17 protein-coding genes are annotated in these 22394 nt (G+C 56.3%); 8 read left to right on the top strand and 9 right to left on the bottom strand.

Going from position 1 to position 22394, the window contains the following annotated elements; all coding sequences use genetic code 11:
• The 3 genes from ACR0FB_RS18710 to ACR0FB_RS18700 form a co-directional block, all read right to left on the bottom strand.
• Nucleotides 1-1026, bottom strand: coding sequence for a glycosyltransferase family 2 protein (locus ACR0FB_RS18710; RefSeq protein ID WP_171725028.1), 1026 nt, complete (start codon nucleotides 1024-1026; stop codon nucleotides 1-3).
• Entirely contained in the window at nucleotides 1023-2516 is a 1494-nt protein-coding gene (locus ACR0FB_RS18705) for a hypothetical protein (RefSeq protein ID WP_171725027.1), read from the bottom strand. The genes ACR0FB_RS18710 and ACR0FB_RS18705 overlap by 4 nt, the downstream gene beginning before the upstream one ends.
• Before the next feature lie 171 nt (nucleotides 2517-2687).
• Nucleotides 2688-3398, bottom strand: coding sequence for a methyltransferase domain-containing protein (locus tag ACR0FB_RS18700; RefSeq protein ID WP_170347013.1), 711 nt, complete (start codon nucleotides 3396-3398; stop codon nucleotides 2688-2690).
• A gap of 632 nt (nucleotides 3399-4030) precedes the next feature.
• Here ACR0FB_RS18700 and ACR0FB_RS18695 point away from each other — a divergent pair.
• Nucleotides 4031-4597, top strand: coding sequence for a VPLPA-CTERM sorting domain-containing protein (locus ACR0FB_RS18695; protein WP_253283360.1), 567 nt, complete (start codon nucleotides 4031-4033; stop codon nucleotides 4595-4597).
• Between the two features lie 59 nt (nucleotides 4598-4656).
• On the opposite strand, the gene ACR0FB_RS18690 is transcribed toward ACR0FB_RS18695, so the two are convergent.
• From ACR0FB_RS18690 to ACR0FB_RS18675, 4 genes are read right to left on the bottom strand one after another with little or no spacing between them, the layout of a single operon-like run.
• Complete coding sequence (locus tag ACR0FB_RS18690; RefSeq protein ID WP_171725026.1) at nucleotides 4657-5541, bottom strand: glycosyltransferase family 2 protein; 885 nt, start codon at nucleotides 5539-5541, stop codon at nucleotides 4657-4659.
• Nucleotides 5522-6355 carry a CpsD/CapB family tyrosine-protein kinase gene (locus ACR0FB_RS18685; protein ID WP_171725025.1) on the bottom strand — a complete coding sequence of 278 codons (834 nt, stop codon included), beginning with the start codon at nucleotides 6353-6355 and terminating at the stop codon, nucleotides 5522-5524. Before ACR0FB_RS18685 ends, ACR0FB_RS18690 begins: the two co-directional genes overlap by 20 nt.
• A gap of 31 nt (nucleotides 6356-6386) precedes the next feature.
• Nucleotides 6387-7928, bottom strand: coding sequence for a GumC family protein (locus tag ACR0FB_RS18680; protein WP_171725024.1), 1542 nt, complete (start codon nucleotides 7926-7928; stop codon nucleotides 6387-6389).
• 1 nt (nucleotide 7929) lies between these two features.
• Complete coding sequence (locus ACR0FB_RS18675) at nucleotides 7930-8787, bottom strand: ExeA family protein (RefSeq protein ID WP_171637909.1); 858 nt, start codon at nucleotides 8785-8787, stop codon at nucleotides 7930-7932.
• A 653-nt stretch (nucleotides 8788-9440) separates the two neighbouring features.
• Here ACR0FB_RS18675 and ACR0FB_RS18670 point away from each other — a divergent pair.
• From ACR0FB_RS18670 to ACR0FB_RS18640, 7 genes are all read left to right on the top strand, one after another.
• Nucleotides 9441-10130, top strand: a complete 690-nt coding sequence (locus ACR0FB_RS18670) for a sugar transferase (RefSeq protein ID WP_371807780.1) — start codon at nucleotides 9441-9443, stop codon at nucleotides 10128-10130.
• A gap of 70 nt (nucleotides 10131-10200) precedes the next feature.
• The gene (locus ACR0FB_RS18665) at nucleotides 10201-12654 is read left to right on the top strand and encodes a tetratricopeptide repeat protein (RefSeq protein ID WP_171725022.1); all 2454 of its coding nucleotides are present in this window, start codon (nucleotides 10201-10203) and stop codon (nucleotides 12652-12654) included.
• Nucleotides 12655-12769: 115 nt separating this feature from the next.
• Entirely contained in the window at nucleotides 12770-13381 is a 612-nt protein-coding gene (locus ACR0FB_RS18660; RefSeq protein WP_171637905.1) for a polysaccharide biosynthesis/export family protein, read from the top strand.
• 156 nt (nucleotides 13382-13537) lie between these two features.
• Nucleotides 13538-14971 (top strand): hypothetical protein, encoded by a 1434-nt coding sequence (locus ACR0FB_RS18655; protein WP_480492482.1) that lies wholly within the window; start codon nucleotides 13538-13540, stop codon nucleotides 14969-14971.
• Between the two features lie 201 nt (nucleotides 14972-15172).
• Nucleotides 15173-16723 carry a VPLPA-CTERM-specific exosortase XrtD gene (xrtD, locus tag ACR0FB_RS18650; protein ID WP_480621599.1) on the top strand — a complete coding sequence of 517 codons (1551 nt, stop codon included), beginning with the start codon at nucleotides 15173-15175 and terminating at the stop codon, nucleotides 16721-16723.
• A gap of 167 nt (nucleotides 16724-16890) precedes the next feature.
• Entirely contained in the window at nucleotides 16891-18453 is a 1563-nt protein-coding gene (locus ACR0FB_RS18645) for a hypothetical protein (RefSeq protein WP_171725019.1), read from the top strand.
• Nucleotides 18454-18510: 57 nt separating this feature from the next.
• A complete protein-coding gene (locus tag ACR0FB_RS18640; RefSeq protein ID WP_480621598.1) occupies nucleotides 18511-19599 on the top strand; it encodes an acyltransferase family protein in 1089 nt (362 codons plus the stop codon).
• Between the two features lie 12 nt (nucleotides 19600-19611).
• On the opposite strand, the gene ACR0FB_RS18635 is transcribed toward ACR0FB_RS18640, so the two are convergent.
• Both ACR0FB_RS18635 and ACR0FB_RS18630 read right to left on the bottom strand, forming a co-directional pair.
• A complete protein-coding gene (locus ACR0FB_RS18635) occupies nucleotides 19612-20868 on the bottom strand; it encodes a glycosyltransferase family 4 protein (protein WP_253283358.1) in 1257 nt (418 codons plus the stop codon).
• Nucleotides 20855-22117, bottom strand: coding sequence for a nucleotide sugar dehydrogenase (locus ACR0FB_RS18630; protein WP_210093864.1), 1263 nt, complete (start codon nucleotides 22115-22117; stop codon nucleotides 20855-20857). The genes ACR0FB_RS18635 and ACR0FB_RS18630 overlap by 14 nt, the downstream gene beginning before the upstream one ends.
• Nucleotides 22118-22394 lie beyond the last annotated feature (277 nt).

The following is a 22394-nucleotide window of genomic DNA, read 5'->3' as shown; positions in this document are numbered from 1 at the left end:
CTAGTTCCGCGTGACACGCAGTTTCTGCTTTTGCCCCAGTACGTGATATTCAAGCAGGCACCAAACATAGATGGTGGCCGAGTAGATATAATAGACCTGGTGATAGAGCAGGCATTTGAATGCGAACCACGGTCCGCCATGCCCGGACATGGCGCGCACCAGATCGAAATTGGCGACAAAGGCGGCTGCAAGCAGCAATAAGGGCAGGGGCCATGCCCCCGGCCAAAACGGCAGGGTTAATATCGACAACAGCACTAGCCCAGCAATTGCGGCCCGTGCCCGCTCGGCCATCGAGGTGTTCAGGTCATCGGTCAACCCCTCGCGCGAGATCATCAGCCGGGCCCAGGGCAGGGCACGGCAGAAGATATCCGTGCTCAGGCTGTTGCGGATGGTCCAGACCTTCAGGTGTTTGCCCTGCAAAAGCGGCTCGACCAGGATACGGCGACCGGTGGCCGCTATCCGGTAGCCCAGTTCGATATCTTCGATCGAAGGCACCTCATAGGTTTTGACATCGAACCCACCGACTTCAAGAAACACGTCGCGCCGGATGGCGCCACACCCGGCCCAGAAGGTGCGCGCCTCGCGGCGGGCGCGTTGATGGTGATAGCGGTGCAGAAGGTTCTTGTAGCGTGAAAACCAGGCCTGCCCGTCCGGGGCATCATCATAGGATCCGAACACGGCGCCCACATTGTCTTCGGACATCGCCCGGCGAATATGGTCAGGCCCGTCCGGCCAGGCGATGACATCGGAATCCACGAACCACAGGATATCGCCCGTGGCTTGTTGGGCGGCCAGGTTGCGGGCAGCCCCTGGCCCGCCATTGACGGGCGTGGTCAACACGGTTGCGCCCATTTCCCGTGCCAGCGCCGCGGTGCCGTCGGGGGATTGGTCATCCACCACCAGAACCTGCTGCACCTGACCGGTATTCAGCATTTCAATCAATGGCGGCAAAACGCGCGGCAGCAGATGTTCGGCATTGTAGGCCGGCATGACCACGCTGATGGAAAGGGGGTGATCTGAACTCACGAAGGATCTCCGGCAATGATACGCGAAGCGCCTGAGCGCTGAACAAGGAAAAGAAAGGCCGCTGTAAAGGGCAACAACCACATCACGCGCGCGCCGTAACGATCCGCGGGTTGAGATACTCCCCCGCAGACCAGTGCGTTGACCGCTATTCCGATCAGGATGAACAGCGCAAACAGCTTCATGTCACGCGACACACGACCCGGCCGCAGCAGAACAAACACGATAAAGGCAAAAGACACGGCATAGATCGCGCCGTGCACGATATCGGCCGTTTCTATCCAGCCCCTGTCCCAGGCCAGATTCCCTTTCTGAATCAAATCGTACTGCGCCTCGTCGAGGCGAGCCAGGGTGCGCGCGTTGGCCAATTCCACATCCGTCGGAATTGTCATGTTGACGCTATAGCGCATAATCTGGTGATAGCCGTTTTTGGCCAATGCGAAAGACGTCGCAATCGGCCTGGACAGGAAGACTGCCTTGGCGAAGTTCCCCTGTGCCAGCGCCACTTGTTTTTGCTCCTCCGGCGACAGCAGACGGAACGACCCCAACTGAGAGGAGCGCTCGAAAATGATATGGGATGCGGTCAGTCTGTAAGGGTTATCCGACCATGAAAGCGCCTCATACAGCGCGCAGGTTGGTATACTTGCATCCGGGCAGACATCCTTCAGATAGTCCATCCCCGGCCCGTCAACGATAAGCCGCGCAGTGATATGCGGGGTATAGACAACTTCCTTGTTCATCTGGGCTTCAACGGTGATCTGGAAGGCCTTGCGCTCGGCCGCCGCAAGCGTCAGGAGCATCACCATCAGGACCGTTGCGCGCCAGCGCCCCGGCATCCTGCGACCCAGAGCCGTCAGGGCGACAAAAGGGATCATCAGCCCTGTGATCGCCAGATGCGACGGATGCAGCACAATGCAGAACAGAGCCAGCCCCGAGATCAGAAAAAGCTCCCAGAGGCGCATTGTCTGCCCAAAGGCGGTGAGTGCGGCAATCGCGATCAGGAGAATTGGTGCGAATATGTCCGGCATCATATAGGCGATGTAAAACGGCAAAGAGGTGCTGGCCGCCGCCAGAAGCGGGATTGCCGTCATCAGCATTGTGTTCTGCGCACCGCCCAGAGACCGGCCCGCCGTCCGCGCCAGCATCCAGGCCGTAAAAAGCGTGGCAACCAGATGGATGACCGGAACAGCGTAAAGGGCGTCGGCGCGAAAAAACGCGGCCATGATGAGGCCATAAATAAGCGAGCGGGAGCCGGTTGCAGTCCCGTCCTCATCTGCGGTGTAAGTGCCGCCCGTCGTGCTGGTCTCGTTCACCGGCGGCAGAAGGCTGTTGAGGGCCACGCTGCCCTGCCGGATGTAACTGCCTGTGTCAAAATAATAGAGCGGACCGCCGTTGACCAGAAACACGGACAGGCAGGCAAGAACCGCCAGCGTAGCCAGCAGGGCCGACCGGGTCTGCAAGGCCAGTTTGTCCGAAGGTGCCGATACGCTCATGTCATTTCCGCAGCATTTGGTCTGGTCTCGCGGGATGCAGCCACACCTGGACCGGGCGCGTGTCATTGAGATTTGAAACAGACGTGTTCATCAGCGTTCCTGGCTGCCTCTGTCCAGCGGGCTGTGGGGCCGAATTCCACTGTGGCCACCGCCCAAAATCGCGTTAAGCAATCATTTGATAGCAAGAAAACCTTCGAAACAAATATACTTCTGAATACTCATCACATCCTTGAAACCGGCCCGGCCCAGCAGATCCAGATTGCCCTGGGTGGAAAACGGCTCCAGCACGCTTTTCAGGCTGCGCGCCTTTTCGACGATTTCCTCGCTTGAGAATCCGTTGCCGATTTTGAATTCGTTGTAGAGCTGGGTCACAAGATCCTGAAACCGCGCATCCGGCCCCCGGACCTTTTCGAACATGACAAACGCACCGCCCCAGTTCAGGGTGTTGTAGATCTTGGTGAACAGTTCCTGCCGGTACCGGGGCGGGATGAACTGCATTGTATAATAGCTGACGATCATGTCCGCCTTTTCCATCTCCATATGACGGGCATCGTCATGAAGAATGGAAATGTTCGGGACATCCGCGCAATGAGCTTCGGCGACTTTCACCATTTCAGGTTCGACATCGATGCCGATCCAGCGTGCGTCAGGCTTTCCCGCATTATGTTCTGCCAGCTTGCGGATCAACTCTCCGGTCGATGTGCCGATTTCATAGCAGAGACTGTCATTGCGGACGAAGAAATCGGAAACCTGACAGATCAGGCCGTGACCCATTTCATAAAGAGGAACAGACAATTTGATGTGGTCTACAAACGTATCGGGAACACTGCCCCCAAAGGTCCAGTTCGCATTCTCAGCGGCTATGTTCTGGCCAACGCCCATGCGCAATGTCTCCTCGCTAAATAGGCAGGCACAATGGACAAACGGCTAAACAAGGGCTTCCGATTGAAAATGCGTGCCTGAACTTGGTACAATAACAATCCAAAGCTACACGAAACTTTCGGACCGTCGAAGAATAAATATGGTGGAACCCGGGTTTGTGGCCTTTTTCCCTTCTGTTGTGATCCGCAGGGTCCTTGCGGCGGGCCGAAAGTAGACAGTGCGCTGAAATGGTTTGTATTGTTTCTCGCCTTGCGCAGAACGGGGGCGCCCGTCATGTGAAAAGGCGTGCCGGTTGCATTTCATGACAGAGTGATCGGGGTTGGTTCTGCATTGCCTGAACCGGTTTGGATTATGTTTGGTGCAGTGTGAAAACGCTCGGAATCGCCGGAAAGTTGGCATGTTCTCCAGACGCAGATTCGCCTTATTCGGGTGATTCTGGTTCACGATGGGGAAACAAACTATAATTCGAGCGCCCATTGTGCCGAGCAATCGGCCTTTGCGCCCAAAAAAAGCCACAATTCCGAGAAAAATCCTTCGCAATCAAATAGAAATGAATTATTAATAAATGCAGTAGGTGCCCTGCCGAGATTTCGAGCGGGTTGTGTGTATAAAAATCAAAGGTGGGACTTTGTATGTTTAGAACTTTTAAGATGATGGCGGCGGGGCTTGCTACTGCTGTGATGATGGCCGGATCGGCCAGCGCTCTGACCTCGGTGTCAGCGGGTGGTGGTCCTCTGCCAGGGGGTGGATATGACATCACCTCCGACACGCTCTTCTCCGGTACGGTTTCCACAATGGGTGGACCCGGGGTTTACATGATCAACTTCCAGTCGCCCATTGATCCTCTTTTTGGTGTTGCGAACGCTTCGATCACCATCAATCTGCTGAACACGTTCACAGGTCTGACGGTGAGCTGGGTCGACGCCTTGAACCCGGCCAACGTGCTGGCATCGACGTCGGTTCTGGGTGGTGTTCAGACGACACTCAGCACGCTGTTCAGCAGCGTCAGCCCGAACACCTTGAGCCAGAATTTGGTGTTTAGCTGGGCCAACTCTCAAGGGGCGACCGATGCCAATGGCAATCCGGTGCCGGTTACGTTTGACTTTGACGTGGCTGCAGTTCCGCTGCCCGCCGGTGGTCTGCTGCTTCTGACCGCGCTTGGTGGTTTGGCTCTGACGCGTCGCCGCAGGGCCGCCTGAGCGACACACAAACCTGACAAACAGGACAAGGGGCCGTTTCGCGGTCCCTTTTCTTTTGATCAGATGTTGCCACCTGCCGCCTGGCGCAACATCCAGATCATCCGCTGACATCTGAGCCGGAACAATGTGATGACCGCCCGACTGGTTTCGCCCGCCGAGGCCAGCTTGTCGCTGGTAAGGATTTTCGGGGTGTGCACAATTGCACTGGCCGGCATGGCCAATCCACGGATCGCCCACCGCATGCGCGCGGCGGCGTTGGTGCCATGCAGCAGATATGCCTCTTGGGTCGTGCGCCGCCACTTGGCCTTGAGGGCGGGCCAGTTCTGCCGGGATGGATGGCTGACACGCAAGTCATCCCGGTAGATCAGGCTATACCCGCGCGCGACCGCGCGCATGGTCCATTCCCGATCTTCCGAGACACCGTTGATGAATCCGCCGATCGCATCGAACACATCGCGTCGGGTCAGCAGGTTGCCGGCGCCGGAAAACCCCTGAACCTCGATATACCTGCGGAAGTTGAATGCAAAAACGGCCTCGAACGCTTCTGCGCCGCTGCGCGGGGGCGGGGTTTCGTCAAAGACATCTACCCGGCCACCAATCAGATCGGCCTGATCCGCGACCTGACGCCCGACGCTCAACCAGTCCGGCGCGGGTACGCAATCGGCATCGATGAAAAACAGCCGGGGCGCTCTGGTTTCTGCAACCCCGCGATTGCGGGCATGGGCCGCGCCCTTTTGGGTTTCCACCACAAAACGCACCTCGGGAAAGGCCTGGCGCATCGTGTCCAGCGACACCGGAGAGTTATTGTCAACGACAACGATTTCGGTCGCCGTCAGATCGTTCTCTCTCAGGGCAAGAAGACATCGTTCCAGCCGGGGCAAATCGTTGTAATGGGGAATGATCACCGCATCGGCCGGAGCCGTATCAGTAGGATCCGTACTCATTGCCAAACGTCCCGCTGATGTATCGGCATTTGTTCAGCACGATCCCCATGACGCTGGTCAGTTCCGCCAGTTGCTGTTCGGCAACGTCAATATGGTCAATGCTGGTTTCTTCGGCGGCCGCCAGAAGCAGGGCACAATCGACATTCCTGAGAAACCCGTGGCTGTCATCGCTCATCATCAGGGGGGGCGTGTCGAACAGAATGACGTCGGGTTTGTAATCCGCCTCAAGCTGTTCGAGGAATTCGATTGCCCGTCGGCTTTGCAAGATCTCCGCCGGGTTGCGCGTGGGCGTGTAATTCAGCCCGAAGATCACGTTCTTGCCATACCGCAGCGCATGTTCATGAAACGGCACCACCCCCTGAATGACGTCGGCCATACTGTGGTTGCCGGTTTGCTTCAGAATCTCGGCCAGCCCCCTGCGCCGCATGTCGAAATCGATCACGATCGTCCGCAGATCTTCCTGCCGCCCCAGGCTGAACGCCAGGTTGGCCGTCGTCGTGCTTTTGCCGCACCCGCTGTACGGGGAGGTCAATGCCACCCTGCGCCATTTGTTGGACAAGATCTGCTGCAGCATCTTGGTCCGCAACATGTCGTAGGGGGTGGCGTCCGCGCCCCCATGAAATGACAATAAACGGTTGCGAGAGATGTGGCGCTGATCGATCTTTATCTCTGGCACAGCCAGCCAAACATCTTCATCGCCGCGGTCTTGCGGTGCCGGGGGCTGCTGTACCTCAGCGGACGGCGCAGGCTGAGGCTGCTGCCGGCTGTTGCGTTCTTCACGCGCTTTCTGAATCGCTTGCTGAAGACGGTCCATTACAATTCCACCAAATCAATCGAGACAATACTCACCAGAATGTCTCCAGTTTATCCATGACCCTCTCGGCAATAAGATCGAGGGGCAGATAATAGATGTGCACCGCCCAGACCGCTGCGGGAACCCCGATCAGAATGGCCAATATGACCCCCCCCCATACGGTTCGCTGCATGATCACTTCGCCACGTGAGGGGGCATAGGGGATCGTGGCGATCGGCCAGACATCAAGCTTGCTGATCAGATCTTCGGGGCGACGTACGGACCGATTTAGGATCTCCAGCAGAACCACAAGCCCCAGCCCCAGTGCGATGCCAAAGGCAGCGCCCCCTCCGGCGATCATCAATCGGTTTGGCTTGGACGGCTCGGTTGGCGTGGACGGGTGTTCAATGACGGAAATACGCTGCCCCTGGGACGTGACCTCGATTCGTTCTCCGGTCGAGGCCTCGGCCAACCGGCTGACCGCGACATTATATTGGGTTTGAATATTGTCGTGTTCGCGCTGCAGTTCTGCAAGCGTGATGGCATTGGCCGGGGTCTGATCAATCGTCAGGGTGAGTGCGTCGAGCCGGTCCTGAAGCACGCGGCGTTGGTCTTCGAGTGCAACAATCTGTGAGTCGACCTGCGCCAGCTGCAGGTCAAGGGACGAATTGCCCGTCTGTACGTCAGGTTGCGTCGGGGCTGTTGCTTGTTCGGCAGCGACAACCTGCTCAAGCTTTTCGATTCTTGCGCGAAGCAATTTGATCTGCGGGCTGCTCTCGGAATAGACCACGAGTTGACTGTCGAGCTGAGTCTGCAACAGACTTAGTTGCTGCTGTGCCTGGGTCTGGTTTTGCGGCGAAACCCCGACAACCTGACCCGTCGAGCTGAAGATGCTTATGAGGTTTTCCCGCTGCGCCTGGAGGGAAAATATCTGCTGATCCGTTTGTTCAAGATTGGTTTGCAATGCCCCTTGCTGAGCCAACCTGAACTGCAGACTGTCGGGGAGCGCATCGGAATTATCATTCTTGAACTCGAGAATGCGGGCGCTGCGCCTGCTTAGTTCGTTGCTCAGGCGATCAACTTCCAGCTGGAAAAAGGCCAGCGTGTCGGTCGCGCGCTCCTTGCGATACGAGACGTCCAGCTTTTGGATTTCCGTCAGATACGCGTTCAACACACCAGCTGCGATCGGACCGGTTCGCGCCTCGAAACTGATTGTCATCAGATTGGCCTGATTGAGACCGCTGGAAATCCAGATCGAGGTGTTCTTGCGCATGGCTTTGACAACCTGATCGGGGCTTGCTTCATCCTGGTCGGGCAGAACCTGAAACTCGCGCGCGATTTCCAGAAGGATCGGACGGGTCAGCAGGCGCTGTTCGATGATCTGAAGCTGTTCCGCTGCAGGTGTCGTGACGGTGCTGGCAGCCAAATTGCCCGGAATCTGAGGCGATTCAACAATAAGGCGCATCGTCGAGACATACGTGGCGGGCAATGCTCTAGCGACAATGAATGACGCTACAGACACGATCAGGGCGACGATCAGGAAATACGGAAACCGCCTCAGGAAAATGGAAAAGTAATAGCGAACCGGGCCCATATCAGACTGTCAGCTCCTTCTCGAGTGAGTTTCCGCCAAAGAACACGCCATCTTTGACCACTTGCTCCACAACCTCTTCATCCACCTTCTCGGCCTCATTCGTCCAGGCATAAAGCAGGGCAAAGTCGCAGAACTGATTCACAAGTCGCGGAACACCGCGCGTTTGTTTGAAAATCTGCTTGCAGGCCTCTTCGGTGAATTCATCGCCTGAACCGCCAGCCGTTTTCATCCTATGGCTGATATAGGCTTTGACCGAAGACTCATCCATCCGTTCAAGATGAAAACTTGCGGCAACGCGCTGTGTCAGCTGGCGCATCTTGGGATCAAGAACCATGTCGCGCAATTCAGGCTGACCAACCAGAACAAGCTGGATCAGCTCATCCGTATTCGAGTTGATATTGGTCAGCATCCGGATTTCTTCCAACCCTTCGACGGTCAGGTTCTGCGCTTCGTCAAAGATCAGAACCACCCGCCGGCCCTCGGCATATTCCGCGACCAGGAAATCCTGCAGCGCCCGGAATATCTGTACATAGCTTGCATCCGCCTCGATCGGCAGACCCAGCGCGTGCAGGACCCATTGCAGCAGCTCTCCGCGACCGCCCTGCGCATTCGAGATCAACCCTACGGTGATCGACTGCTCCATCTCGCTGAGGAGATGCTGTATCAGGGTTGTTTTCCCGGCCCCGATTTCCCCGGTCAGCACGGTGATGGGCGCACAACTCATGATGCCGAATTGCAGGACCGAGTAACCGCGCTTGTGCAGCGGCGACCAGTACATGAATCCGGGATCCGGAAGCAGCGTGAAGGGCCGTCGGTCAAGCCCGAAATAATCTAGATAAAACCCGTCGCTGGACGCCATTGCACCTCGGTTGCCTTCTGCCTTGTCAAACCTCGTACTGGCCCCCCGGAGATTATCCAAACTCATGCTCTGAACCACCAGAAATCCCTTACACAAAGAACACATCACATAAACAAAAAGTACTTGGGTACTAGTTTGTCACAAAATCAAGATAGCAGGCACCACTAAACTGCACACGCGGTGAATTGACCTTTCCGCTTTCTCAATCTGGAGTGATCGGTGCGATTGTTTCCGTTGTGTCCTTATTAGGTTGACCAAAAAAGAGGCGACCAGAACCTGATGTGATCACACATTAAAAAAGATTCTAAGGGCGGAAATCAAACCTAAAGGGTGAAATTTTCGCCCATTGTGTCCCGCGGGGAAACGAAAGTTCATGAATTTGCGGCCGATCAGCTGATCGCATCTTCACGATACTATAAAAAAGCACCTGTATTCAGCGACCAGAGAACACGTTCGCCAGCATTAATGTTTTGCAAGGCAGGTGGAATTTGTTAACAGTTGGATACGGGAAAGCGGCCTCGCAAGTGAGTAAGTGCAGGGTCGAAGTGGTATAAAAATATAAGATTTTAAATATGTGTGGTTGAGGTCGAGCGTGTTCGGTTCGTAAGTTTGGTGAGTGGTTCGTGAGTAATTGTGTGTTGGGGGTTTAAATAGTGACAAGTCATTCGAAAGAAGTGGCCAACGCTGGCGCGGGCTACTCCGGTATTTCTGTTGTGCCTGCCACAGTGTCATATCCAGGGATATACAGAAGCGGAGGCAAGCGTCTTTTTGACATAGCGTTCGCAGTGCTTGCAGCGCCTTTTGTCGTGCCGGTGGTGCTGTTGCTGGCCGCGTTTCTTGCGTGTCAGGGCGTGACCCCGTTTTATCGGCAGGAACGTGTCGGCAAGAATGGCAAAGCCTTCAAGATGCTTAAATTGCGCACCATGGTGCATGATGCTGAAACCGTGCTGCAGGAGCATCTGGCGAAGAACCCCGAAGCCCAGGAAGAATGGGACCGCGATCAGAAGCTGCGCAATGACCCGCGTATCATCAAATTCGGAACTTTCCTGCGCAAATCCTCGATGGATGAGCTGCCGCAGTTCTGGAACGTTTTTGTAGGTGAAATGTCCGTGGTCGGTCCCCGCCCGATGATGGTGAACCAGAAAGAGCTTTATCCAGGAAAATTCTATACCGCCATGCGTCCCGGCCTTTCGGGACCCTGGCAGGTTTCGAAACGCAATCAGTCCACATTTGCTGAGCGTGCGTTTCACGATACCGAGTATTGGAAAAGCATGTCGTTCAGTACAGATGTTTCAATCGTGTTCCGGACCATTTTTGTGGTCCTGCGCGGCACGGGTTGCTGAGAACGGGCCATGCAGCCGAACAGGTTGATTGGTTGTATGCTTTTTCCTTAAGTTTTGCAGGAGAACAGCAATGAACTGGATCGTACCTCCTATTGGCGCACGGCTGATCGCAGCTCTTTTTGCGGCGACGCTCCTGCTGAGCGCGTGCGACTCGGCCGAGGAGCGGGCCGAAGCGCATTTCCAGGCCGGGTTGGCCCATCTGGAAGCCGGTGATGTCGAACGCGCACTTGTTGAGTTCAGAAATGTTTTCAACCTCAACGGCCAGCATAAAGAAGCGCGACTGACCTTTGCCAGGGTGGAGCGCGAGCGCGGCAACATCCCGGTTGCATATGGTCAGTATCTGCGGCTGATAGAGCAGTACCCAGACAACCTTGAGGGCCATCGGAACCTTGCCGAGATGGCTCTGGAAGTGGGGAATTGGGAAGATGTCAGGCGTCACGGCGCATTGGCAAGTGCTCTGGCTCCGGATGATATCGAAATCAAATCCATCAATAATATGCTGGCTTATACCGACGCGGTCAGGGATGGGGATTTCGCAAGTGTGGACGTCGCCGTCTATAGAGCCCGCGAGATGATCAAAAGCCATCCGGAACTGATGACCGCGCGCCAGATCGTAATTGACCATCTGATCCGCGATGAGGACTGGCCGGGTGTTCTGCAGGAAACAGAGGTGGCCATAGCCACCGATCCAATGGAAGAAAGCCTTTATGGAATCCGGCTCCGCGCACTTCAGGAACTGGATATGCCCGCAGAAATCGAGGCGTTTCTTCGGCAGATGGCCGTGACATTCCCTGACGATGAGGGCGTCGAGCAGTTGCTTGTGGAACATTATATCGATCAGGGGAATCTGGATGCGGCAGAACAGATGCTGCGGGCCGAGGTGGATCCGCTCGCTGAAGATCACATGCCGACACAGCGGTTGATCGCCTTTCTGAACGATAACCGCGACTCTGCAGCGGCAATTGCCGAGCTGGATACGATCATCGCTCAGAACGGCCCGAACACGTTCCAATTCAAGACGGTGCGTGCAGCGCTGAAATTCCGATCGGGTGATGAACAAGCCGCGATCGCCGAGATGCAGACACTGCTGGAAGGCGCGGAAAGAAACATACAGACCCGCGCTAGTGAGGTAGAATTTGCCCTCATGCTGTTCCAGGTCAGCCAGCCCGATGAAGCCCGCGCTTTGGTTGAAAAAGTCCTGTCCGAGGATGCAGCCCAGGTCAGCGCTCTCAAGTTCAAGGCGTCCTGGCTGATTGACGAGGACAAGACCGGCGATGCGATTGTGCTTTTGCGCGAAGCGCTCGGTCAGGCGCCCCGTGACCCGCAATTGATGACCCTGATGGCCCAGGCGCATGAGCGCAACGGAGACAGAGAACTGATGGGCGAGATGCTGGCGCTGGCGACGGAAATTTCGGGGAACGCACCGGACGAAACGCTGCGCTATGTCCGATTTCTGATCGCGGAAGGTGATCTGGTGATCGCCGAACGTGTTTTGGCCCAAGCCCTGCGCCAGACTCCGGAACATTCCGAGCTTCTGCTTTTGTTGGGAGAAGTATATCTGAGCATGCAGGATTGGGACCGCCTGGAAACCGTCCTTCATGCCATCAGGGATCTGGACAGCCCGGGAACACGGCGCTCCGCGAATGAGCTCAGGGCGCACATGCTGGCCGCACAGCAACGCACACATGAGCTGACCTCTTTCCTGAACGAGCTGGCGGATGATCCCGAATTTGGCCTGCCCGCCGATATCGCGCTTGTTCGCCTGATGCTTACAAAGGGGCAGACGGCCGAAGCCTTCGCCCATCTTGACCAGTTGCTTGCAGAAGACCCGGATTCTTTGCCAATCCGCCTGATCAAAGCCCGCGCGTTGATCAGTGAAGGCGACCGCGGTGAGGCTGAGCAGCTCTACCGTGTCATTCTTGAGGAATATCCGACTACGACGCGGGCATGGATTGCGTTGCACGGATTGGCAACGGAACGGAACGCTCCCGATCAGGCTAGGGAAATTCTGACCGAGGCATTGACCAATCTGCCTGAAAACCCGGCCTTGCTCATGCTGCAGGCGACGGAGTACGAACGCAGCGGGGATCTGGACCAGGCAATCGCAACATACGAAAAGCTCTATCCGATCACCAATCGCTCTCTGATTGTAGCCAACAATCTTGCAAGCCTGCTGACAACACATCGTAACGATGAGGAGAGCCTGCGGCGCGCGCAAGTTTTGGCGCAACGTTTGCGCGGCACACAGGAACCGGTCTTTCAAGAAACATATGGCTGGGTCGCCTACCGGGTGGGAAATTATGAAGAGGCGGTCGCCTATCTTGAACCTGCGGCAGCGGCGTTCCCTGAGCATCCCCTGGTACTATATCATCTGGGGAAAACATATGCGGCTTTGGAGCGGAACGAAGATGCGCTGCGTCTTCTCCATAAAGCCAGGGCTTTCAGCGGGGTTTCTACGGAAGTCGCGTCATTGGTAGAGGCTGAGATTGAACAGCTGAACGCTGTACCCACCAACAGCCACTAACGCAGAGCTAATGACGCCGCTGCATTTCTGCCGCATCTTGTATGTATCAGACTCCCTGCTGATTGTTTTGCAGCTTGTGGGAAGGCATAAGTAGGAAAAAGTGAGAGATTTGAATATGCGTACAGTCATCGGGTCATTAATCGCTCTTGCCCTTACCATGATCGCGGCCACCGCATCATGGGCGCAATCCTATCAAATCCAACCGGGTGATGCGCTGCAGGTTGAAGTTCTCGAAGACCCCACCCTGAATCGGACCATTCTGGTTCTGCCGGACGGGTCCATCAACTTTCCGCTTGCCGGCTCGATCCGTGCGGCCGGTCAGTCGACCAGCGGATTAAGCGCGTCGCTCTCATCGGCGTTGGCCTCGAATTTCAATACGCCGCCGACAGTCTTTATTTCAGTGGCGTCGCTGGCTCCGCCGCCGCTTCTGGGCGGACAGGCCGCATCCGGACCAACCATCGATGTTTTCATCATGGGTGAGGTCAATGTGCCCGGCAAGCATCTGGCAACCGAAGGCACGACAATTCTTCAGGTTTTGGCTCAGGCCGGTGGTCTGACCAATTTCGCGGCTCGCAAGCGCATCGAATTGCGCCGGGCTGACAGTAAAACAGGCGTGATGAGAAAATACACCTATAACTACAAAGGCTCGGGCGGTGGCATCCAAGGCAATACAGTGCTTAGACCCGGAGACGTGGTTGTCGTACCAGCACGCCGCTTGTTCGAATAGGGGCTGATACAGGTGGGGAAATCCAGGAGCAGGCTGTCCACCATTCTGGGGGGCGGGATCGCTGTCATAAGTTCGTTTACACCAGCTGTCGGGCAGCAGGCCTCGACACAGCAAACGACTGCGCAGCAAACACAAACCTCGACACAGCAAACATCCGTGCAGCAGACAACCGTCGCACCGACAGTTGTGCAGCAGACACCCAGCCAGCAATTGATCGCACAACGGGCACAGCGAAACCCGGCCCGAAGGGTCGGCCTGCCGACCGGTCAGCAGATTGGGACCGGGACCGGCCTGAGTGTGACCCTGGATTATCTCTCGTCGCTCAGACATGACAGCAATCTTCGCCTGACCGATCCTTCGCTTGGGTCCACGACCTGGTGGGAGAATACGCTGGCATTGGGTATTCTGAAGCAGACCTCGGATTCGAGATTGGCTCTTGACCTTTCCGGACTGTACCGGATCGCCAATGAGCCGATTATCGGGACGGATTCCAGCTTTGCGGACCCGTCTGCCCGCCTGTCGTATCAGCGGTCGCGCCAGAACAGCCAGCTTGACCTGCTATTGGATTACCGCGAACAGGATCTGGCTTTTAATCGTTCACTGACCGACACCAATCTGGATGGCAGAATCGATGCCGCCGATGTGACCGGAACCATCGGGGATCAGGTCAACTCCTTGGGCAACCTGAATTGGCAAACCGGCCTGAATGATCCAATCGGGTTCCAATTCATCTACAGCTATAGCGAACGCACTTATACAAACACGATCGATCCGAACCTGTTCGACAACAAATCAAGCGATTACACTGCGATCACGACATTGCGGGTGTCACCGGTTTTCCAAGCCAACTTGCGTCTCGGCTACACTGATTTCTCGGCAGAAGACAACGTGCGAACCGATGAGCAAACAACGGTTGTGACAGTAGGGGGGACCTATGACATATCCCCTGTCACCACCGTCAGTGCGAATATCGGTTACAGTCAGGTGGATGACACGCAGCGCACAACCAATACCAACACCGTGACCGAGGATTTCGTCTGGGATTTCGCATGGAACAAAACCCTGCCAGATGGTTCGGCGGATTTTCAGATTGACCAGACATTCGGGGTCAATGGGTCACGGATAAACGCAACGGCCGGCCGCAGTTTTCAGCGCGCCAACGGACTATTCAGCTTCAACCTGGGCCTGACCAGAGGACCATTCGACGAAGTCACACCGATCGGGCAGCTCGACTACAGCTATCAGCTGGCCAGTTCCCGGATCGGAGCAACGGTGCAACGCCGGGTCGGCACCAGTACGCAGAGCATAGAAACACGTGAAACATTGGTGTTTCTGACATATGACTATTTCATCAACCCGGTATCGGGTCTGTCTTTCAGCGTCGATTACATCGACCAGGAAGACGAGGGAACCGGTCAACCCAACCCGCGCCAGCGCGGTACGTTCAGTGCGTCCTATACACGGGCGGTCACGAAAGACTGGGCTGTAAACGTGGGGTACCAATATGAAATGGACGATCAGAACGGCTTTAAGGCAACCTCAAACTCGGTCTTTCTGACTTTGGGCCGACGCTTTTCTCTCAAACCCTGACGTTCATTCACGCGGTTCATGATATCGACAATCAGGACATCCCGCGCCCAATGTCCCGAAAACGGATCAAAATAGCGGGAACTTGAGCCGTCATAATTTCAGGCCACACCTTATTGTGCATGATGGACCGTGATGCATCACCTCGATTCGAAAAACAGCCGCAGTAATATCCTTGAAGCGGCCAGAAGAGGCTTGCCGGTCATGAACACCGTCGGGCTGTTCTGGTTTGTCCTGCTGCTGCTTGGATCGGTACCCGTCTTCTGGATCGGGATCGTGTCTCTGGGCGCCGCCTGGAGCACCCCCGAATACAGCCATGGCCCGCTGATCCCGATCATCTCGCTGTATCTGTTCCTGCGTGAATTGCGGGATATGCCGCCCCCCAACCCGGTTGTGCATGATCGCTGGCCGGGCGTGCTTGTGATTGCCGTGGCCCTGATCATCGCCATTCTGGGCAACCTGGCCCGTATTCCCGATATCGTCACCTATGCCATGATCATCTGGGTGGGCGGCGTCATGCTGACCGTGTTCGGCTGGCAGCGGGGCAAATACCACCAGCTGCCCGTGCTGCATCTGGTGTTCATGCTGCCGCTGCCGCAGTTCGTCTATTGGAAGCTCACGATCTTCCTGCAATGGATTTCGTCCGAACTGGGCGTCTGGTTCGTGCAGATGGCCGGTGTTTCGGTTTTCATCGAAGGCAACATCATCGATCTGGGGGTCTACAAACTGCAGGTGGCCGAGGCCTGTTCCGGGCTGCGCTATCTGTTCCCGATCCTGAGCTTCTCGTATCTCTTTGCCCTGCTTTACCGTGGCCCGATCTGGCACAAGGTGGTTTTGCTGGTTTCGGCGGCCCCTCTGACCGTGCTGATGAACTCGATCCGCATTGGCGTGATCGGCGTGCTGGTTAATCAGCACGGCATCGAGCAGGCTGAAGGCTTCATGCATTTCTTTGAAGGCTGGATCATCTTCCTGCTCTGCGTCGCCATTCTGTTCCTGATGGCCATCGGCTTGCAGCGCCTGGCGCCGAATCCGCAACCCTTTGCCGAGACCATTGATCTGGATACCCAGGGGCTGGGTTCTGTTGCCTTGCGTATCTTTGGCATTCGCGCATCGGTGGCGCTGGCGGTTGCGGCCCTTCTGACGCTTACGGTTTCAACCGCCTGGACCCTGCGGCCCGCTTCCGAAGTGCGGCCTGTGGAACGTGACCCGTTTGTACTGTATCCACGGCAGCTTGGCCCCTGGTCCGGGTCGCCCACCACGTTGGATCCACAGGTAGAACAGGTTCTGGGTGCCAGCGATTACCTCAATGCCACCTATATCAACACCGGATCGGGCGATTTCGTGAACATGTTCGTGGCCTTTTACGACAAGCAGACCGACGGCGACGGCATCCATTCGCCCGAAGTGTGCCTGCCGGTGGGCGGTTGGGAAATCTTCAGCCTTGAACCGTATGAGATCAACCCGGGCAACACGCCTTATGGCCGCTTTACGGTCAACCGCGCCGTGATCCAGAAAGAGCTGTCAAAACAGCTGGTCTATTACTGGTTCGAACAGCGCGGCAAGCGTATGGTCAATGATTTCCGCGCCAAGATGAGCGTTATTCAGGACGGCTTCACCATGGGGCGCACCGATGGCGCTCTGGTCCGGTTTGTGACCCCCATCCTGCCCGGTGAAACCGAAGCGGATGCGGATGCAAGGTTGCAACGTTTCATGGAGCCAAGCCTGAACCGCCTGCCCCGCTTTGTACCGTTTTAGAAAGACGGCAAGCTCGATGTGATCGCAGCGCCCTGCCCACCAGATCTTTCCCCTGAAGTCATTGCATCCCGGGTGTCAGATGGCATTAAGCACTATAGATTGCACAATGATCTGTTACTGATATCTGAGGGATCAGGTTTTTTAGTTCTTGGTATGTGGGTGGAAATGTGCCTGCGGCAGAAACGATTACGACACTTCGACGCCGTTCACTGCGCCCGGTTCTGGCACTGACTCTGTTTGCCTGCCTCGTTCCCCTGTGCGTAACCCCTGTTCTACCGCTGACAGATTTCTACGCCCATATTGCCCGCTATTATATTCTGGCCAAGTTGCCGGACTCGGTCATGTTGCAACAGAACTACGAAGCCGCCTGGCAACTGCTGCCCAATCTCGGGCTGGACATTCTGGGCACAGGTATCATGCATGTACTGCCCCCGCTTTTGGGGGCTAAGCTGATAGCGGGGTTGATCATTGCGGCCCCGTTCGCGGGTATTCTGTATCTGTCACGTGTTTTGCACGGCCAACTCTCGGTACTGACCGTTTTTTTGGCCGGTCTGGTGGCGTATAACCATATTCTGATCTGGGGTTTTTCGAATTTCCTGCTTGGATTGGGGGTTCTGCTGGGCGCAATCGGATACTGGATTGCGACACAGGACCGGCCTGTCCGGCAATTGACCGTGACTATGTGCATAGGTGTGCTCCTGTTTTTCATTCATGGGCTGGCCTTTGCGCTGTGGGGGTTACTGTTGGGTGCGGTCGAGCTGTCACTTGCTCTTGGACCCGGCCACCCGGGGGGGCGTACGCTTTTTTACAAAGCTTCAAGGCTTGCGCTGGTCGCCGTCATACCAACCCTGTTGTTTACCCAAACGAAAACCATAGGTGCGGGAAGCACCATACCGATAGAAAGTATTCTCGCCCATGCCGAACAGGGAACATTATGGGTTCGGCTGAGCACCGAAGCCTATCTGAGAGTTGATGGCTTCCTTCGCGTGGCCGAAACCACATGGCAATCGATCGACTGGGGCTTTGGCATCGTATTGTGGGGCGTACTGATCGGCGGGCTCGTGACCGGGATCTTGCAGATCGACAGACGCATGAAGCTTGCAGTGGCCCTGTGCGTTCTGCTGATCCTGATCGTACCCCCGACCCTGTTCGGTGTCGGGCATTTGGGCGAACGCATCCCGCTTTTACTTCTGGCGCTTCTGGCCGCAAGCCTGTCTCTGGCTCCCGATGTAAAATCACCGTCCCGCGAAATTGTCGTTGTGATGATCGCAGGGCTGTTTCTGGCACGAAACCTGATGCTGAGCATCGGATGGTATCAGGACAGCAGAAGTTACGTCTCGTATCTTGAAGCACTGAACAGCCATGATACGCGTAGCCTGGGCGCGGGTGCCTATGTCGAAGACGCCAGGAATCCACGCTTTTTTCGGCCCAATTGTCGACCCCTGTCCTTTCTCATGATTTTTAACGGCACCGCGATCCCCACCTTCGCCGATCCCACCCAGCACCCGCTGCACATCATCGGGCCGCTGGCCCAGGTGCAAAACGTGGTTCAGAGCGTTGCCTCGGACGCACATCATACAGTGCCATCCGCAATAGCCACATTGTCAAACGCCAAAGCTGACACAATTGTCGTTTGCTCGACGGAATCGTTTCCGCCAAAGATCCAGGGATTCAATATTCTTGCGACAACCGCACCATGGATATTGTATCAAAGATCAGCTTCCAAATAATTGTGTATCCCATGATAGTGCCAGTGACCTAGAGAACCGCAAATGAGTGAGCATAATGTGCATGTGATTTCGGGGAAGCCTGCGCTGTTTATCGCAGATCGATCAGACGGGCGGGATAACAATTTCAATCTGATCCGGATCATCGCGGCCAGTCTTGTGCTGGTGTCACATGCCTATCCTCTGAGTTTAGGCGCCGAGTTCGGGCAGCCGTTTGAATCCACACTGCATGGGCTGTCGCTTGGTCTGATGTGCGTATGGGCTTTCTTTGCAATTTCGGGTTTTTTCATTACACGCAGTTTCGACCGGAACCCGTCTGCAGCATCATTCCTGATAGCCAGAGCCCTGAGGCTGTTCCCAGCGCTTGCCGTGGTAACCGTGATCACCATTCTGGTTGCCGGGCTTCTGTTAACACAAGCGCCCCCTTCTGTTTTTTGGGGCGAAGCCGGTAGCTACTTCATCCGCAACATGCTGTTGTTCAAACTGCAATACACATTGCCGGGCGTGTTCGAATCCAACCCCTATGGTGCTGCGATCAATGGCTCGCTCTGGTCTCTTTCGTACGAGGTCACCTGCTATGTGGGCGTCCTCTTATGTGGCTTGCTTGGATTTTTGGGAAACAAAAAGATTTTTGCCAGTCTAACGCTGTTATTCCTGTGTTTCTATACAGTCATCGTCGTATTCATTGACGTTAATCCAAGGATCGAGGTCCTCACAAGGCTTGGTCTGCCTTTTCTATCGGGAATGGTTTTTTACATCTGGCGCCGGCACGTACCATTGTCCTGGTCGCTGCTGGCCCTGTCCGCCGCGTTGTCCTTTATGGCCTGGTTCACACCACTGTTTCTACCTGTCTTTGCGATCAGCCTGTCTTATGCCGTGATTTTTGCCGGCTATGTCAAAATCCCGCTTCTCTTGCGCTACAACAAGCTGGGCGATTATTCCTACGGGGTCTACATCTACGCGTTCCCGATCCAGCAACTGGTGGCGCAGTCTGGCGTCGTGACGCCAGTCATCAACATGGCGATGTCTTTCCCCCTCTCCCTGTTATGCGCGGTCCTGTCATGGCACTTCATTGAGGCTCCGGCCATGAAGCTTCGGTTTCCGAGGAAAGCGCATGGGCAGGCAGGAACAAAACAAGTAGCAAAGTAGCGCTCTGGCCGATTACCCCTTCCAGATCCGCTGATACGCCGCGATCAGCGCGGGCACCTGATGCGGCCAGGCCATTTCGGACTCGACCCGGGCGCGGCCATAGCGGCCCATGGCGGCACGACGTTCGTCATCGGCCAGCAATTCGGTGATCTTGTCGGCCATATCCACCGGATCGTTGGCCTTGGCGTAAAGCGAGGCTTCCTGCGCCGAGAACCGCCCTTCGGTCACGTCGAACTGAACGATGGGTTTCTCGAAGGCCATGTATTCGAGGATCTTGTTCATGGTGGATTTGTCGTTCATCTCGTTCACCCGGTCCGGGTTCACGCAGACATCGGCGGTTGACAGGATCTCGAACAGATCATGATCGGGGGCGCGGCCAGTGAAAGTGACATACTCTGACAGGCCCATTTCAGCAGATTGTTCGCGCAGCTTGTCCAGGCTGGGGCCCCCGCCCACAAGGCAGAACTGGATATCGTCGCGACCCTGAACCTTGACCAGATGCGCCACGGATTCCAGCAGCAGGTCGATCCCTTCCTGATCACCCATGACGCCGACATAACCCACCATGTATTTCCGCCCGTTGCGCCAGGCCGGGTTCGGCGGCAGATGCTGCAACCGGCTGAGGTCGGGGCCCGATCGGACGACAAACACATCCTCGGGCGCCATGCCGCCGCGTTCGATGGCGATCTTGCGATAGCTTTCATTGGTGGCAATCGACACACGGGCCGAGGCAAAGGTCAGCCGCTCGAACGTCTTCATCAGTTTCCAGAAGAAACCGCGCTTGTTGAACTTGGCCTCGTAAAGCTCGGGGTTGATGTCGTGGTGATCGAACAGATAGCGCACGCCAAACAGCTTGAAGGGCAGCGCCACCAGAAAGATCAGATCGGGCGGGTTGCAGCCATGGATGACGTGAAAGCCGCGGGTGAATTTGATCTTCAGCGACAGCCAGCTTTCCCAGAACAGCGCCGCGCCATATTCCAGCAGATACCCCAGCGCCCCGCTGGCATCCAGCGGCAGCGGGTGGCGATAGACCTTGATGCCCTCATCTTCCCACACGCGTTCCTCATGGCCCTTGCCGGTTGGGCAGATGACCGAGACCAGCGCGCCTGCGGCGGCCAGCGTGCGCGCCTCCATCCAGACGCGGCGGTCAAAGGGGACGGGCAGGTTTTCCACCACGATCAGAACCTTGAGGCCCTTCAGGGGCTGGCTCTGGCGCAGCTCTTCGAACGAGATCGGCTGAACGGCGGGCACAGGGCTAGTCATATTCATAGGTTCTTACCACCTCTGCATCACCCAGGTTCAGATCATTCACGATCCGGTTTGAACCGACCACCAGATCCCAAGGCCCGGCCTCGGCCGTGGCGCGGTCTACCAGCAGGCTGCCCACGTTGGGCAGGTGGGTAAAGGCATAACCAAGGTTCTGCCCCCGCAGATCGGCCGGTTTGATGGCCGGATCATAGATCGACAGCTGATAGCCCGCCTGCAACAGGCGCCGGGCGATATCGACATTGGGGCTTTCGCGCAGATCATCGGTTCCGGCCTTGAAGGCCAGCCCGGCCATCAGCACCCGGCCCCCTTCGGGCAGCCGCGCCATGATATCCTGCGCCTGATAGGTTTTATGCGCCTGATTGGTCTGCAACAGGCTGTCGATCAGATGCGTATGCGCCCCCACCTCACCGGCGATATGTTGCAGCGCACGCACATCCTTGGGCAGGCAGGACCCCCCGAACGCGCCCCCCGGACGGGTGTAATAGGCCGAGATGTTCAGCTTGGTGTCCGAGACGAAAATCTCGTGCATGGTTTTTGCCGACACGCCCATGCTGTGACAGATGCGGCCCACCTCATTGGCAAAGGCCACCTTGGTCGCGTGCCAGGTGTTGTCGACGAATTTGGTGATCTCGGCCTCTTCGAACGCGGTATAGAACACCGGCGCATTCAGGCCTTCGTGCATCTCGTCCATCACCGCCGAGCGATTTCCGTCTGCCGTGCCGACAACGATCTTGGGCGGGTTGAAGAAATCATCCACCGCCGAAGCCTCGCGCAGGAATTCGGGGTTATAGACAATCTCGATCGCCTGACCCGTCCGATCGCCCAGATAGCTTTGGAAGATCGGCTCGATCAGCTGCCGCACCGTGCCCGGCCGGAAGGTGGATCGGTACGCCACGGTCAGCGGTCGCGCGCGGTCGGGCGAAACGGCCTTGGCAATCTGCCGCGTCACCTCGGCCACGAAATTCATGTTGTGCGACCCGTCAGTGGAACTGGGCGTGCCGACGCAAACGATGGCCAGATCCACATCCGACAGGTCGGGGATTTCAACCGTGGCGCGGATCAGGTTCTTTGCAAGCGCCTCGGTCAGCAGTTCGGCCACCTTGGGTTCCTTGATCGGAGGCTGCCCGGCATTGATTTCCGAGACCTTGTCGGCATTCACATCGACGCCGATCACCTCATGCCCCTCACGGGTCAGACAGCACGCTGCCGTGAACCCCACATACCCCAGACCAAAAATCGCAATCTTCATACTGTTATACCATCTTGAAAACAGGCACCGGGTCCAGAAAACTCCGGGCTCTTCTACTTGTTACCCTTGCGCAGTCAGAATCCAATCTGAGACACTGAGGCGAAACTTCATTTTTCTATGTGATATTCTGCGCCGACTCGCCGCGACGGTACTGATTGAAACATGGTGTACCTCTCTGAAACTGGAAAAACATGCGATTTCAACACAAAAATATACTTACAGGTTTGACTAGCAGCCAGCCGACTAAATTTCTAGAACAGCAAGTGCGGGTTTTTGA

Source organism: Ruegeria sp. P10 (assembly GCF_056534925.1).
Note: the sequence above shows the minus strand (reverse complement) of the source record. Positions and strands in the feature narration are given on the sequence as shown.